The sequence below is a fragment of the Tardiphaga sp. genome (genome assembly GCF_041424195.1).
Taxonomy (GTDB): Bacteria; Pseudomonadota; Alphaproteobacteria; order Rhizobiales; family Xanthobacteraceae; genus Tardiphaga.
The window spans coordinates 245107-260195 of the sequence record NZ_JBGMOE010000161.1 but is presented as its reverse complement, the minus strand read 5'-3'; the positions used below and the strand labels follow the sequence as shown (position 1 = coordinate 260195).

At 62.3% G+C, this 15089-nt stretch carries 14 protein-coding genes and 1 riboswitch; of the genes, 10 read left to right on the top strand and 4 right to left on the bottom strand.

All coding sequences use genetic code 11. The annotated features are described in order from the left end of the window. On the bottom strand, positions 1–982 hold a 982-nt coding region (locus ACEK02_RS21665; protein WP_371423605.1), incomplete at its 3' end, for a GTP-binding protein. A 244-nt stretch (positions 983–1226) separates the two neighbouring features. Then, positions 1227–2795: an alkaline phosphatase gene (locus ACEK02_RS21660; protein WP_371423604.1), complete on the bottom strand. Its 1569-nt coding sequence runs from the start codon at positions 2793–2795 to the stop codon at positions 1227–1229. A 143-nt stretch (positions 2796–2938) separates the two neighbouring features. After that, a riboswitch (cobalamin riboswitch) is annotated at positions 2939–3130 on the top strand. A 105-nt stretch (positions 3131–3235) separates the two neighbouring features. Between ACEK02_RS21660 and ACEK02_RS21655 the strand changes: the two genes are divergently transcribed. Together ACEK02_RS21655 and ACEK02_RS21650 are read left to right on the top strand one after the other, a co-directional pair. After that, positions 3236–5515 (top strand): TonB-dependent receptor, encoded by a 2280-nt coding sequence (locus ACEK02_RS21655; RefSeq protein WP_371423603.1) that lies wholly within the window; start codon positions 3236–3238, stop codon positions 5513–5515. Positions 5516–5517: 2 nt separating this feature from the next. Beyond that, the gene (locus ACEK02_RS21650; RefSeq protein WP_371423602.1) at positions 5518–6966 is read left to right on the top strand and encodes a PepSY domain-containing protein; all 1449 of its coding nucleotides are present in this window, start codon (positions 5518–5520) and stop codon (positions 6964–6966) included. Here ACEK02_RS21650 and ACEK02_RS21645 read toward each other — a convergent pair. Next, positions 6963–8363, bottom strand: a complete 1401-nt coding sequence (locus ACEK02_RS21645) for a TAXI family TRAP transporter solute-binding subunit (protein WP_371423601.1) — start codon at positions 8361–8363, stop codon at positions 6963–6965. The two genes, ACEK02_RS21650 and ACEK02_RS21645, sit on opposite strands and share 4 nt — an antisense overlap. Between ACEK02_RS21645 and ACEK02_RS21640 the strand changes: the two genes are divergently transcribed. The 3 genes from ACEK02_RS21640 to ACEK02_RS21630 all read left to right on the top strand — a co-directional run bounded on the left by ACEK02_RS21640 (position 8362) and on the right by ACEK02_RS21630 (position 9370). Continuing rightward, positions 8362–8568, top strand: a complete 207-nt coding sequence (locus ACEK02_RS21640; protein ID WP_371423600.1) for a hypothetical protein — start codon at positions 8362–8364, stop codon at positions 8566–8568. The two genes, ACEK02_RS21645 and ACEK02_RS21640, sit on opposite strands and share 2 nt — an antisense overlap. A gap of 14 nt (positions 8569–8582) precedes the next feature. Beyond that, positions 8583–8888, top strand: coding sequence for a 4a-hydroxytetrahydrobiopterin dehydratase (locus tag ACEK02_RS21635; protein WP_371423599.1), 306 nt, complete (start codon positions 8583–8585; stop codon positions 8886–8888). An 83-nt stretch (positions 8889–8971) separates the two neighbouring features. Then, a complete protein-coding gene (locus ACEK02_RS21630) occupies positions 8972–9370 on the top strand; it encodes a YkvA family protein (RefSeq protein WP_371423598.1) in 399 nt (132 codons plus the stop codon). Between the two features lie 22 nt (positions 9371–9392). Here the strand turns inward: ACEK02_RS21630 and ACEK02_RS21625 are convergent, their stop codons facing one another. Further along, the gene (locus ACEK02_RS21625; RefSeq protein ID WP_371423597.1) at positions 9393–10367 is read right to left on the bottom strand and encodes an NADPH:quinone oxidoreductase family protein; all 975 of its coding nucleotides are present in this window, start codon (positions 10365–10367) and stop codon (positions 9393–9395) included. 119 nt (positions 10368–10486) lie between these two features. Between ACEK02_RS21625 and ACEK02_RS21620 the strand changes: the two genes are divergently transcribed. The 5 genes from ACEK02_RS21620 (at position 10487) to ACEK02_RS21600 (ending at position 15050) form a co-directional block, all read left to right on the top strand. Then, on the top strand, positions 10487–11326 hold the full coding sequence (locus ACEK02_RS21620; protein WP_371423596.1) for an SDR family oxidoreductase: 840 nt from the start codon (positions 10487–10489) through the stop codon (positions 11324–11326). A gap of 233 nt (positions 11327–11559) precedes the next feature. Continuing rightward, positions 11560–12144 carry an invasion associated locus B family protein gene (locus ACEK02_RS21615; RefSeq protein WP_371423595.1) on the top strand — a complete coding sequence of 195 codons (585 nt, stop codon included), beginning with the start codon at positions 11560–11562 and terminating at the stop codon, positions 12142–12144. Between the two features lie 137 nt (positions 12145–12281). Further along, positions 12282–13526 (top strand): 23S rRNA (adenine(2503)-C(2))-methyltransferase RlmN, encoded by a 1245-nt coding sequence (rlmN, locus tag ACEK02_RS21610; RefSeq protein WP_371423594.1) that lies wholly within the window; start codon positions 12282–12284, stop codon positions 13524–13526. A 195-nt stretch (positions 13527–13721) separates the two neighbouring features. Beyond that, positions 13722–14198, top strand: coding sequence for a hypothetical protein (locus ACEK02_RS21605; RefSeq protein ID WP_371423593.1), 477 nt, complete (start codon positions 13722–13724; stop codon positions 14196–14198). A gap of 45 nt (positions 14199–14243) precedes the next feature. Then, positions 14244–15050 carry a phosphatase PAP2 family protein gene (locus tag ACEK02_RS21600; protein ID WP_371423592.1) on the top strand — a complete coding sequence of 269 codons (807 nt, stop codon included), beginning with the start codon at positions 14244–14246 and terminating at the stop codon, positions 15048–15050. Positions 15051–15089 lie beyond the last annotated feature (39 nt).

Here is a 15089-nt window from a genome sequence, read left to right as displayed (position 1 = left end):
GGCTGGTGACCTTGTCGCCTTCGGTGCCGGCGAGCGGCGAATTGTTGACGATGAAGGACATCGACACGGTCGGCGGATCGATCGGCTGGGCCTGGATCGGAACTTCAACCGACGGATCGCAGAAGGTATCGGCGACGGTGCCCTTGGGCAGACCGGCGATGGCAACGATGTCGCCGGCTTCGGCGAGTTCCACCGGCTGGCGCTCGAGACCGCGGAAGGCCAGGATCTTGGTGATACGGCCGGTTTCGACGACCTTGCCGTCACGCGACAGCACCTTGACCGCCTGGTTCGGCTTCACCGAACCCGACGAGATGCGGCCGGTGATGATGCGGCCGAGATAGGGGTTGGCTTCCAGGATCGTGCCGAGCATGCGGAACGGGCCTTCTTCCACCACCGGCGGCGGCACATGCTTGATGACGAGATCGAACAGCGGCTTCATGCCGACGTCATGCGACGCGTCCGGGCTGTCGGCCATCCAGCCGTTGCGGCCTGATCCGTACAGAATCGGGAAGTCGAGCTGGTCGTCGGTCGCGTCGAGCGCTGCGAACAGGTCGAACACTTCGTTGACGACTTCGGTGATGCGGGCGTCCTGACGGTCGACCTTGTTGATCGCGACGATCGGCTTGAGACCGAGCTTCAGTGCCTTGCCGACCACGAACTTGGTCTGCGGCATCGGGCCTTCAGCAGCGTCGACCAGCACGATCACGCCATCGACCATCGACAGGATGCGTTCGACTTCGCCGCCGAAGTCGGCGTGGCCCGGGGTGTCGACGATGTTGATCTGGACCTCGTCCCACAGCACCGAGGTGCACTTGGCGAGAATGGTGATGCCGCGCTCTTTTTCGATGTCGTTCGAATCCATCGCGCGTTCCTGGACGCGCTGATTGTCGCGATAGGTGCCCGACTGCTGCAGCAGCTTGTCGACGAGGGTCGTTTTGCCGTGGTCAACGTGGGCGATGATAGCAATGTTGCGAAGGTTCATAGGTCTTCTTCTGTTTTACGGTCTGGGTGCCCTGATGCGGGTTCAACAAGACATGCTCGACAAAAGGCCAGATCAATTAGAGTTGGGCCCTGCGCTCGAGCGCGTTCGATAACTGCCTCGTCTGAAAACGCGCTGGGGCAATCCCTCCAAAAGCAAACCCGGCCAGAAGGGGCCGGGTACTCGGACGCGTTGCGGCGCAATATAGGGGGAAATCGCCGAAAAACAATGCGAATCTGCCAAATGGTTAGCTCAATTTCGGGTCCAGAACGGTGGCCCAAAGGGCCACATCGGCCCGATCCCGTAGCGTAACGGTCATTTGGCCGCTCGAACCGTCGATTTTGACGTGGCCGAAGAACTGCATACCCGCGGATGGGGGCAGATTCTGCTTGCCGGGGCCCGGCGCCTTCACGAAACGGACCTCGGGACCGAAGGTATTATCCATCGCTCCGGGACCAAACGTACCGGCATGAAACGGCCCGGAAACGAACTCCCAGAATGGCTCGAAATCCTGGAACTGGGCCTTGTCGGGATTGTAATAATGCGCCGCCGTGTAATGCACATCGGCGGTCAGCCAGACCGTGTTGCGGATACCCGCCGACTTGATGAAGCGCAGGATGTCGGCGATCTCCAGCTCGCGGCCGCGCGCCGGGCCATCGCCCTGCGCGATCGCCTCCGACCCCGTGTGATTGACCGCATCATTCTCGACGACGATGCCGATCGGCATGTCGGAGGCGATGACCTTCCAGGTTGCCTTTGACGCCATCAATGCGCGCTTCAACCAGGCCATCTGCTCCGGGCCGATGAAATACGCATCGGGACCATAGGTCTCCTGCAGGTTGGGGCCGTTGGGGCCGCGATAGCTGCGCTCGTCCAGCATGAAGACGTCGAGATGCGGGCCGTAATTCAGCGTGCGATAGACGCGGCCCGGTTCGGCCGGATTGACCGAGATCGGATACATCTCGTGAAAGGCACGCGCGCCGCGCGCAGCCAGCAGCGTGATGTCGCGTTCCTTGTAAGCCGCCGGCAATTGCTTGGAGAGCGACCAGTTGTTGGTGACTTCGTGATCGTCCCACTGGCCGAAGATCGGCACCTGCGCGTTGAAGGCGCGAACATTCTCGTCGAGCAGATTGTATTTGTGCGCGGCGCGGAATTCGTCGAGCGTCTCGGCGACCTTGGCCTTTTCCGGCACGGTGATGGTGTTCTTCCAGACCGTGCCGTCAGGCAATTTCACTTCAGGCAGGATCGGGCCGTCGGCATAGATCGTATCGCCGGAATGGATCAGGAAATCCGGATTGTGCTTGCGCATGGTGGCGTAGGTGACCATGCCGCCATCCTCCGCATTGATGCCCCAGCCCTGTCCGGCGACATCGCCGCCCCACACGAAAGATACATCGCGGCGATCCGCTGGCGCGGTGCGGAAGCGGCCGGTCACGGGCTCGCCGACGATCTCCGTATGCGAAAGATCACGGAATTTGACGCGGTAGAAGATATCCTGCCCGGCCGGCAGATTGTCGAGCAGCAGCTTTGCTGTGAAATCGGTTTCGGGCAGCGCCGCCATCGGCGGCAAGGTCCGCGCATTGTTGAAGGACTCGGTGGTGGCGACTTCCACCATCATCTGCGCCGGCCGGTCGGCACGCGACCAGATCATGCCGCTATTGATCCCGACATCGCCGGACTGCACGCCATGCGACACCACCGGACGATCGGCCGCGCGGCTGAGGTAAGGCATCGCCAGAAAGCTGGCGCCTGCTGCAGCTGAGCGCGTGAGAAAACGACGGCGGGACATACGTAACGCCGAGAACTTGCAAGTCATGGCGAACTCCTGATCCTGGCTTTGACACCCATGGTGCTAGGCAGATCGCTTGACGCTGCGATGACAGGTGATGCGCAATATCAACACCTGTCGGTGCAAGTTGCGAATGACTGGCGACTGGATTGACACATTTGGAGATTTCACCTTAACGTGAACGGGACGGTTCCCTTCGGGGATCAAAAGGGAATGCGGTGAGGGGGATCCCCGATTCCGCGGCTGCCCCCGCAACTGTAAGCGGCGAGCCTGCGCCAAGAGCCACTGGGTATTCACCTGGGAAGGCGGCGACAGGCACTGACCCGCGAGCCAGGAGACCTGCCGCCAGTCGTGGTCACACGCGAGCACATTGGGCGGGGTGTCCTGGTGGAAGTCACACTGCCGCTGTGTAAGCGGCGGCGAGACTTGGTTTGCGGTGACGTGCCACGTAACCGCGAGTCCTGCAGATGACCTCCGTCTCCCATGCATCCAAGCGATGCAATGCTCTCCTTTCCTCCGTCGCACTGTCCTGCTTCCTTCTGCCCGCCGAAGGCTCGCTGCGACCTGCGCAATCGCACCACGTACTCGATCCCGTGGTAGTTCAGCCGACCGCGACGCCAACACGGGTACGCCGCACGACATCAGGCAAGCCCACGCGCGCTGCGCGCTCGCGGCAGCAGCGCAACGTTGCAGCCGACACTGGCGCGCCGGTCGCCACGCCGACAGGCCCGGTCTTCGCAGCGCCGACGCTCAACCTCACCGGCACGACATCCACTGGCAGCCGCCTTGGCCTGACGCGCCTGCAGACGCCGGCCAGCGTGGAAGTGATCTCCGCCGAGACCATGGGCGAACGCGGCCAGCAAAACATCATCGCCGCGGTGACGCAAAACGCCACCGGCTTCACCGCCCAGCCAGCGCCCGGCAATGGCAGCATCGCCTTCAACACCCGCGGCTTTAACGGCAACGGCACGGTGATGACACTGTATGACGGCACCCGCCTCTATGTCGGGTCCGGCACGCTGACCTTCCCCTATGACACCTGGTCGTCGGAGCGCATCGAAGTGCTGCACGGTCCTGCCTCGGTGATGTATGGCGAAGGCGCCATTGGCGGCGCCATCAATGTGGTCTCGAAACTGCCGCTGTGGGTGCCGCGTAATCAGGCCGAGATCTCTTTCGACACCAATATGGAACGCCGCATCGCCGTGGACAGCGGCGGCCCGGTGAGCAAGGACGTCGCCTACCGAATCACCGCCATCGGCAGCATGTCGGATGGCTGGGTCGACCGCGACCACCAGTCCAATGTCGAAGTCCACGCCGCCGTGCAGATCAAACAGACCGAAGACATCACCTGGACGATCTCAGCCGATTACGGTGACCGCAGTCCGTCGCGTTACTTCGGCACGCCGCTGATCAACGGCAAGCTCGACACGTCGTTGCGCTTCCAGAACTACAATGTCAGCGACAGCAGTATCCGCTATCAGGACAGCTGGAACCAGGTGAAAACCGAGTGGCGGGTGAGCGACGGCATCACGCTGCGCAACACCTTGTATTATCTGAACAGCCAGCGGCATTGGCGCGACGAGGAAAGCTATGTCTACAACGCCAGGACCGGCCTGATCGACCGCGGCGGCGGCAACTACATCGAAATCTTCCACGACCAGGCGCAGATCGGCGACCGTTTCGACGCCACCTTCCGCGGCCACATCTTTGGCATGGTCAACGAATTCGTCACGGGCTTCGACGTCAACAACATCTCCTTCACTCACACCAACAATTCGCCCTATGCAGGCTCGTCGTCGGTGCCACTGTTCAATTTCAATCCGGGTTCGTTCTACGCGACCACCTCACCGACGGTGCCGGGCTTCAGCACCACGACCAACCAATATGGCGTGTTCGCGGAAAACCGCTTGTCCGTCACCGACCAGCTGTCGCTGATCGGCGGCATCCGCCAGGACGAACCGACCGTTGAGCGGACCGACTACGTCACGCCCGGCAACAGCTATGAGAAGGCGTATCATGCGACCTCATGGCGCGCTGGCGCGGTTTATACGCCAATCCAGAATCTCGCTGTCTACGGCCAGTATTCGGTGGCGGTCGATCCGGTGAGCAACCTGATCACCAATTCAGCGGCGAACAGCACCTATCAGCTGTCCAGCGGCAAACAGGTGGAAGTCGGCGTCAAGCAATCGTTCTGGGGCGGCCGTGGCGAGTGGACGCTCGCTGGCTATGAGATCGTGAAAAACAATCTCCTGGCCCGCGATCCCAACAATCTGAACGTGACCTTGCAGGTCGGCCAGCAATCGTCACGCGGCATCGAGGCGTCGGTCGGGTTCGCGCTCGACCATGGCTGGCGCATCGACGCAAACACCGCATTCCTGCGCGCGAAGTATGACGACTTCCTGCAGTCGGTCGGCGGCCTCCCGGTGAACTATGCCGGCAATGTGCCGGTGAACGTGCCGCAGAACGTCTCCAACGTCTGGGTGACCTGGGCCTTCGCACAGAACTGGTCGGCCAATGCCGGCGTGCAGATCATCGGCAAGCGATTTGCCGACAACGCCAATACGCTGGAGATGCCGGCCTATAATGTCGTCAATGCCGGCCTGCAGTGGAGGCCCGACGTCAATACCACGGTGTCGCTGCGGATCTACAACCTGTTCGACACGGTCTTTGCGACGTCCGGGGGCACCAATCAGTGGCTGCTCGGCATGCCGCGGACCGCTCAGCTCGCGGTCAACGTGAAGTTCTGAGCGTGGCACGCACACTGACACGAACACTCCGGCGGTGGCTGTATATCGGCCACCGCTGGGTCGGTATCGTCACCTGCCTCTTCTTCGCGATGTGGTTCATCTCCGGCGTGGTGATGATGTATGTCGCGTTTCCCGGCCTCTCCGACAAAGAGCGCCTGGCGGCATTACCTAACATCGTCTGGGAGAAGGTGGTGCTCTCTCCCGACGACGCGATGAAGAAGGCCGGCACCACGCGCTATCCGCGCGATCTGCGATTGAACATGATCGCCGATGAGCCGGTGTATCGACTGAGCTCATGGGACGGCAAATGGCAAGCCATCTCCGCCGTCGATGGCCGCACCATCGCCGAGATCAACGAACAGCAGGCACTTGCTGTTGCGCAGCATCATCCCGCCAGCAAGTCACCTCGGCTCGAAGAGACCGTCGATCGCGATCAGTGGAGCGTCACCGCACGTTACGATCCGTTGCGACCATTGTATCTGATCGCGCTCGGCGACGACGCCGGCACCAAACTCTATGTCTCCTCGCGCTCCGGCGAGATCGCACTCGATACCAACCGCACGGAGCGCGTCTGGAACTGGCTCGGCTCGATCCCGCACTGGATCTATCCGACTGTACTGCGCAAGGACGGGCCGCTATGGCGGCTGGTGGTGCTGTGGATCTCCGGCATCTGCCTGGTCGTCGGCATCACCGGAATCTGGATCGGCATTCTGCGCGTGCGCTTGAAGCGACGTTATGCGAACGGCAACATCACGCCCTATCGCGGCTGGATGGCCTGGCATCACGTCACCGGGCTGATTGCCGGCCTCTTTGTCCTGACCTGGATGTTTTCCGGCTGGCTGTCGCTGAATCCCGGCGAATATTTTGCCAACCGCAATACGCCACGCGAAGTATTGCAGCGCTATGCCGGCCATGATGCGCCTGATATCGCTGCGGCCATTCGCGCACCGGCGGGCGGACCCGCGGTCGAGGCACGTTTCGTGTGGCTCGACGGCATGCCGCTGATGATTGTCGCGAAGCGCGACGGCACGAAGACGGTGATCGATCCGGCCAGTGGCGAAATCACAGGACTGCCGCAGGACCGTCTCTGGAATGCCGCAACAAAACTGCTGCCGGATTCGCGGGTCGAGAGCCAGCTAAGCCTCGGAGAATACGATGCTTATTGGTACACGCATCACAATGACCGGGAATTGCCGGTGTTGCGCGCAACATTCGACGACGAGGCGCAGACCTGGTTTCACATCAGCCCGGTCACCGGCGATATTCTCGGCCGCATCGATAGCAGCCGGCGCACCTATCGCTGGCTGTTCAATGCGCTGCACAGTCTGGATTTCAAGCTGCTGCTGATGTATCGCCCGGCCTGGGACATCGTGCTGTGGCTGCTGTCGATCCTCGGCACCATCGTCTCGGTGAGCGGCGTCGTGATCGGCTGGCGCTATCTCAGGCGCTAGACGGCGAGCGGCCGCGGTTGCTGACGGATCGGCTCCGGCGGGATCATGCCGATCAGCGCCTTGCGATCGGCAACAGCGTTGTGGAATTGCTCGAGCGCGATATTGAAGGCGGTCAACGTGCCTTCCTCGATCGCGCCATTCTCGTAACAATTCAGGGTATGGCGCAAAATATCGTCGGCCTCCGCCTGCATCGTGTCGAGTTCATCCAGAGAATCGCTCTTGCGCGCGGCGGCGATCATGTCGAGCAGACGATCGCGCTCCGAAACATTCACGTTGCGCTCGTCCTTCTTCAGATAGCTCGCGAACCACGCGCCCGCCGACCCCATCGCCGAGAGCCCCATCAGGCTCCACCAGATGTAATCGCTGTAGCGATCGAGGAAGGTCTTCTCTTCGCCGTCCACATAGGCAGCGGCGCCGGGATGTACAGGGATCACCGCATCCTTGTCGGTATCCGGCGTTTCGATCTTCGCGGCCAGCGGGAAGTCGTTGATGATCTGCTGGCGGATGGAGAACAACTGCCGCGTAAAGGCTGCGATGGTCACATCCGACAGGCCCTGCCGCGCCACGATGTGATGTGAGAAGCTGATGGTCTTGACGTCATCGTCGGGCCGCGCCGGCGCGCCGCCGAATGCGCCTGCAGGAATTTCGGACGCCTCATACATCGGGAAATTCTGCGCGATGGCTTCCGCGGAATCGATCGCGAGGAAAGTCGGCGTACCATCACGGCTCGAGGCCAGGATCGCGTCATTGGTGATCTTGCTGTTCACCGGACCCGCCGCAATGAAGGCATCGACCTTCTGATCCTTCACCGCCTCGGCCACTTCGGTGGTCGAGAATTGCACGATGGTAACCTTGGCCGGATCGACGCCGTATTGCCGCAGGATGATATTGAGCAGATTGACGTTCGCCTGCGTCTTGCCGATCACGCCGACTCGGCGTCCGGCGAGCTGCGAGAATTTGGTGATCTTCGGGCCGGACTTCTTGCCCTTCACCGGCGGCGGCACCCAGATCACGGCGACGTTCTTGCGCAGCGTGGCAACCGCGCGCGCGTTCTTCGGCACTTCGAGATCGCCGCGAATGATCGCGAGATCGGCCTTGCCGTCAGCCAGGGCCTTGGCGCTGGCAGTGGCGCCTTCGGTGAGGATCGGTCGCAGCCGGACTGTATAGTGATCGCGCGAAAACGACTGCACCAGCGCCTGCACGACCTTGACGTCGTCGCTGTTCGGCGGACCGACGGCGATCCGTAGCGGTACCGGCTTCATGGCGAAGTAGTAAGCGCCGGCCACGGCCGCGACGATCGCCAGCGTGCCCGCCAGCGTGATCAGCGTCATCTTGCGCCGGATGGACCGGGGCGACGGCGGTCCCACCGGCCCGATAACATCGGGACCGTCGGCCATGGATCTGGAAAACAATCGCTTCAAATTCATCTGCGCCAAATGGGGTTCGAGCGACAATCTAGCAAAGTTCCGGGTCGACGCGCTGTTCCACCGGCAGCATGGTTACCGGCACGCTTGGTTACCGTTCTGCATGCGCGGCATTTGCTGCCTTATTGTGGCATGGATCCCAACTGTGTCACCGGGCGTTGAGGTAAAGTTCAAGTGAAGCAGGAGGTTGGCATGGTGGAACTACTCTCGGCCGAGGCCCGCAAGGCGGCGCTCAAGGAGCTGACAGGCTGGGGCGAGGTCGCGGGGCGCGACGCCATCGCCCGGACCTTCACGTTCAAGGATTTCAACGAGGCCTTCGGCTTCATGGCGCGGGTCGCGCTGGTCGCCGAGAAGAGCGACCATCACCCGGAATGGCGCAATGTTTACAAGACGGTGGAGGTGGTGCTGGCCACCCATGACGCCGACGGCGTCACCAAGCGCGACATCGATCTGGCCAAGGCCATGAACAGCATCGCCGGGCAACTCGGCCATTCCTGATCCGTTGCTGAATGTTGCGACGGAGGGGCCAGATCACCATTTAAGCGGAAGGCTGCAATCTTGCAGCCGTGAGGATATTGCCGATGGCAACCGACCACAGCGTGGGCTTCGAGCCCGCCGATGAACTGGCGAAAGACCGCGAAAGCGTACGCAAGCAGTTCTGGCGCAAGCTGAAGGGACTGGCCGTGAAGCTGCCCTTCGCCGAAGACCTGCTGGCCGCGTATTACTGCGCGTTCGACCGGCAGACACCGCGCCACGTCCAGGCGGCACTGCTCGGCGCCATCGCCTATTTCGTGCTGCCGTTCGACTTCGTGCCGGACATGCTGCCCGTTCTCGGATTCACGGACGACGCCGCGGTGCTGGCCACCGCGCTGCGCATGGTCGCGAGCCATATCACGCCGGATCACCGCGAGGCCGCCAGAGCGGCCATCGCGCGTGGATTGAAGAACAGCGCGTTGAAGGATAGCGAGACGGGCGCGTAATCCGCATCCGCCTCGCTCAGCCTTACGGATGAAGGATCACCTTGCCCATGGCCTGACGACCGGCAAGCACCTTGAGGGCATCGGCGGTCTTGGCCAGCGGGAATGTGCGATCCACATGGGATGAAATCTTCCCTTCGGCGGCCCACTTCACCAGCTTTTCGAGATTTGCGCGGTTCTTCTCCGGGTTCTGCCGCACCCATGCACCCCAGAACACGCCGCGGATGTCGCAGCCTTTCAGCAGCGCGAGGTTGAGCGGCATTTTCGGGATGTCACCGGCGGCGAAGCCGATCACCAGGAAGCGGCCTTCCCAGGCGATGGCGCGCAGCGACGCTTCGGCATATTTGCCGCCGACCGGATCGAAGATGATGTCGACGCCCTTGCCGTCGGTCAGCCGCTTCAGGCCTTCCTTCAGATCCTCGGTTGCATAGTTCAGACCTAGTTCGGCGCCGTGTTTCTTGGCAAATTCCAGCTTCTCGTCCGACGATGCGCAGGCAATCACCTTCAGGCCCAGCAGCTTGCCGAGTTCGCACGCAGCCAGACCCGTGCCACCGGCGGCGCCGAGCACGGCCAGCGTCTCACCCGGCTTCGGACTCGCGCGATCTTCCAGCGCATGCAGCGCCGTGCCGTAAGTGATGATCACGCCGGCGGCGCGATCGAAGTCCAGATTGTCCGGAATCTTCACGGCGGATGCCGCAGGCACCGCGATCTTTTCACGCGCGCCGTTGTGGCCGACGGAGGCAACCACGCGGTCGCCGACCTTGAGGCCAGTGACACCGTTGCCAATGCTCTCGATAACGCCTGCAACTTCCGCGGCCGGCGAGAACGGGAACGGCGGCTTGATCTGGTACTTGCCCTGGATCATCAGGATGTCGAAGAAATTCAGCGCCGCCGCCTTGATGGCGATAACGACCTGACCGTCACCGGCAACCGGATCATCGATATCGGCGAGAACGAGATCATCGGGTTCGCAAAATTGCGAGCAGAGAATGGCTTTCATCTGATCATCTGACCTTCGGCTTGAGACAGTTGAAAGGAGTCATGCCGGATTTGACGGCGCGCTACAATCTGATTCGAGAAAAGGTAATTCCGCCACGCGGCCAAACAAGGACCCCTCCCATGTTCGAGACAACGCTGCTTGCCAACAAGCGCATTCTGGTCACCGGCGGTGGCTCCGGACTCGGCGCGTCCATGAGTCGCCGTTTCGCGGAACTGGGCGCCGAGCTCGTCCTCTGCGGTCGCCGGCTTGAATTGCTCGAACAAACGGCGGCGCAATTGCGTACCGATTTCGGCGGCGAGGTCAGCATTGCCCAATGCGACATTCGCGGCGCCGCCTCGGTCGAGTCGATGATGGAGACAATCTGGCGCGACGGGGCGCTCGACGTCCTCGTGAACAATGCCGCAGCCACCTTCATCGCGCAGAGCGAACATCTCTCGGCCCGCGCCGCCGACGCGATCCTCGCACCGACGCTGCATGGTGCGATGTATTGCACCTTCGAGGCCGGCCGGCGCTGGATCGCAGGGCACCACAAGGGCGTGGTGCTGAGCATCCTCTCGACATCCACGATCACCGGACGCGCCTTCACGGTGCCATCGGCGATGGCCAAATCCGGACTCCTTGCAATGACGAAGTCGCTCGCGGTGGAGTGGGGCCCCAGGGGCATCCGCACGGTCGCCATCGCGCCGGGCCCGTTCCCCACCGCCGGCGCGACCGGACAGTTGCGGCCCGAGGCACGCAACAGCGGCCCTGCGGCGCAAAACCCGCTTGGCCGCGTCGGCGAACACAGTGAGCTCGCCAATCTCGCAAGCTTCCTGATTTCCGATCAGGCCGGCTACATCAATGGCGAAATGGTGGTGCAGGACGGCGGCGCACACCTGCGCGCATCTGGCGCAGAAGATCTGCTGCAATGGAGCGATGCGCAGTGGGCGGCGCAACGCGCGGCGCGCGCGAAAGGCTGAGCAGAAAACTGAGGACGACTCCAGCGCCGTCAGCGCGCAGCAAGGCAAGGACTGCTATCCTTGGGTGAGTCGTATCTGCCTTTTCAAGAAATGCATTTCCGTCTATGGCAGACATCGTGACGTCACCGATTCCAGCCCTTCCCGTTACGAGCCATCTTCCAGTCACAATGATAGAGGATCGAGACTTGATGTCCGTGCGGCGATTCCTGACAGTTGTGTCTATGAGTAGTGCGATGGTCGGCATTGCGACGATCGGTGCTGCCGATCTTGCGCAGGCGCAGAGCGCTGCTTCGAAGGGCAAAGCTGCCGCGCCACCGAAGGCAGCGCCGTCCAAACCAGCTGCTACCGCGCCGGCTGCAGCCGGTGGCGGCGAGCCCACGCTGGTCGGGCAGTTCGGCTCCTGGGGCGCGTACACCGCGACACCGAACGGCAAGAAAGTTTGCTTCGCTCTGGCGAAACCGGCGTCGTCCAAGACCAATCCGGCGAACCGGCCGCGTGATCCCGCTTACGCCTTCATCTCGACCCGCCCGGCCGAGAAGGTGACCAACGAAGTCTCGATCATGATCGGCTATCAGCTGAAGCCGGGATCAGAGTCGACGCTGGAAGTCGGCGGCGCGCGCTATGCCATGTACACGCAGGGCGACGGCCTCTGGATCAAGAATGCCGCCGAGGAGGAGCGCATGGTGGAAGCCCTGCGCAAGGCGGCGGACGTGACCGTCAAGGGCGTCTCCGCCAAGGGCACCGAGACCACCGATACGTTTTCGCTGAAGGGCCTGGCCCAGGCACTGGACCGGCTGGCGCAGGATTGCCGGCGGTAATTGCCGCCAGGCACCGGCTAAATCCTTGTCGTCGTTAATATTGCCGCATTTCGCGCCTTTTCATTCGGGCGCGAAAAGCTTATTTGAGGTCGGCCTGCTTAAGGCCAGATTTCCCGCGACATCATAGATCGAACGCCATGACCCCCGTTTCAGCCGAGGCCGGTTCCGCCATCGACGCTCCCCACGCGCTGCCCGCAGCCGACGTGCCGCTGGAGAAGATCGCCACCGAAACCTATGTGCCGCTGGCCAAGCCGTCGCTGATCGGCCTGTCACGCGCGGAAATCGCTGAAAAGCTCGGTTCCATCGGCGTGGCCCAAGCCCAACGCAAGATGCGCACGCAGCAGATCTGGCACTGGATGTATGTCCGGGGCGTCCAGACCTTCTCAGAAATGTCCAGCATTTCCAAAGGCATGCGCGAAGATCTCGAAAAGCATTTCACGGTGGCCCGGCCCGAGGTCGTGGTTGAGCAAATCTCCAATGACGGCACCCGCAAGTGGCTGCTGCGGCTGCCTTCAGGCACCGCCGGAGAGAAGGCCCATGAGGTCGAGTGCGTCTATATCCCCGAAACCGACCGCGGCACGCTCTGTGTCTCGTCCCAGGTCGGCTGCACCCTGAACTGCTCATTCTGCCACACCGGCACCCAGCGGCTGGTGCGGAACCTGACGGCCGGCGAGATCGTCGGCCAGATCATGGTTGCCCGCGATCGCCTGGGTGACTGGGCCGACCGCGAGACCCCGGACGGCAACCGCCGCGTCACAAATATCGTGATGATGGGCATGGGCGAGCCGCTCTACAATTTCGATGCGGTGCGCGACGCACTGCTGATCGTCTCGGACAACGAAGGCATCGGCATTTCGCGCCGGCGCATCACCCTGTCGACCTCCGGCGTGGTGCCGAACATCAAGCGCACCGGCGAGGAAATCGGCGTGATGTTGGCGATCTCGCTGCATGCGGTGCGCGATGAACTGCGCAACGAGCTGGTGCCCTTGAACAAGAAATATCCGCTCGAAGAATTGATGCAGGCCTGCCGCGACTATCCCGGCGCATCCAATGCGCGGCGCATCACCTTCGAATATGTGATGCTGAAGGGCGTCAACGACTCGCTCGACGATGCCAAGCTGCTGGTGAAGATGCTCAAGGGCATCCACGCCAAGATCAACCTGATCCCGTTCAATCCGTGGCCCGGCACGCGTTACGAATGTTCGGACTGGGATCAGATCGAGAAATTCTCCGAATACATCTTCAATGCCGGCTATTCCTCGCCGGTCCGCACGCCACGCGGCCGCGACATTCTCGCCGCCTGCGGCCAGTTGAAGTCGGAGACCGAGAAACTGTCCGCGCGCGAACGCCAAGCGCTGCGTGCGATGGCGATGACGGATTGATGCGCGACGCCGCCACAAGCTCCCTCCTCATGGTGAGAAGCGCGCTCCTTGCGCGCGTCTCGAACCGTGAATGGAGTGCGCAGCCATCCCTAAGCGAATGGCTATGCCATTCGCAGGAGACGCGGTCGAAGACGACCGCTCCTCAGGATGAGGGCAGCGTACGCGGCGGCGGGATTGGCAAGGACTGACACCCCTATGTCCCTAATCGGCCGGCTGTTCGTGATCTTCATCGCATTTTGCGCTGCCTGCCTGGTGGCCGGCGCGATCGTGGTGTTCGCGGTGCTGTTTCCGGAATTGAGTGCGCTGGGTACGGGCGAGATCAATCCCGATGCGATCAACATCCTGCTCGGCTTCGGCTTCATCTTCATCAGCGGCTTTGCGCTGATCCCCGCGATGCTCGTCGTCCTCATCACCGAGGCCTTCTACATTCGCAGCGTCGTCATCTATGCGCTTGGCGGCGCAGCGGTCGGTCTCGCCTGCTATCTCGGCCTGATCCCCTATGATCCCGCCACGATGACTTTCGACGGGATCGTTCGCCGCCATCTCGAAGTGATGACCGGCGCGGGTATCCTTGCGGGGCTGATCTACTGGGTGATCGCCGGCCGCAATGCAGGCGCCTGGCGCCAGCCACGGCGCAAGCCTCCGCAGCCTGATGTCGCGGCCGGCCCGTAGTGCTTTAACTTTCCTTCCCACCCCGCCTCGGATAAACCGCCCGCCATGAACCGGACTGGACTTATCATTGCGCTGGGGCTGTTTGCCGTCATTGCCGTTGTCTTCGGAGTCTGGCCCGAACTCGACCTCAAGCTCGCGGCACAGTTTTACGATCCCGAGACGAAGCGTTTCCCCATCACCTCGCTGCCAGGGGCGCAATTCGCCCGCGATGCAGCCATGTGGATCGCATGGGCCTTCGTCTTGCCCTCGATTGTCGCGCTGATCGTGAAGCTGATCTGGCCGAACCGGCCGCTGCTGGTGAAAGGCCGCACCATGGCCTTCCTGATCCTGACCATGCTGATGTCGGCGGGCGTCCTCACCAATTTCACCTTCAAGACGTTCTGGAGCCGGCCGCGACCGGTGATGGTGACCGAGTTCAACGGCCCCTGGCAGTTCAAGGCCTGGTGGGATCCGACCGGCCAGTGCGGGCACAACTGCTCGTTCTTCTCGGGTGAAGGTGCCACCGCGTTCTGGACCTATGCTCCGGCAGCTCTCGCGCCGCCTGCGGTACGCCCTTACGCCTATGCGGCAGCAACGGTGTTCGGAATCGCCACATCCGGCTGGCGGATGGCCTTTGGCGGGCACTTCTTTACCGACGTGACCATCGCCGGACTCGTCTCCTTCCTGGTCATCTGGTTGATTCACGGGTGGATTTACCGCTGGGGCTCGCCGCGGATGACGGATGAGGACGTCGATGCGTGGCTGACCCGGGTCGCCTGGCCAGGCTATGCATGGCGCCGCCGGATGCTGTCCGGCCGCAATCCGCCGCAACCGTCTTTCGTGCACCGGATCACCGAACAGCACCACGATTGACCATCTCGCTGTCGTTGCCCGGCTTGATCCGGCAACCAG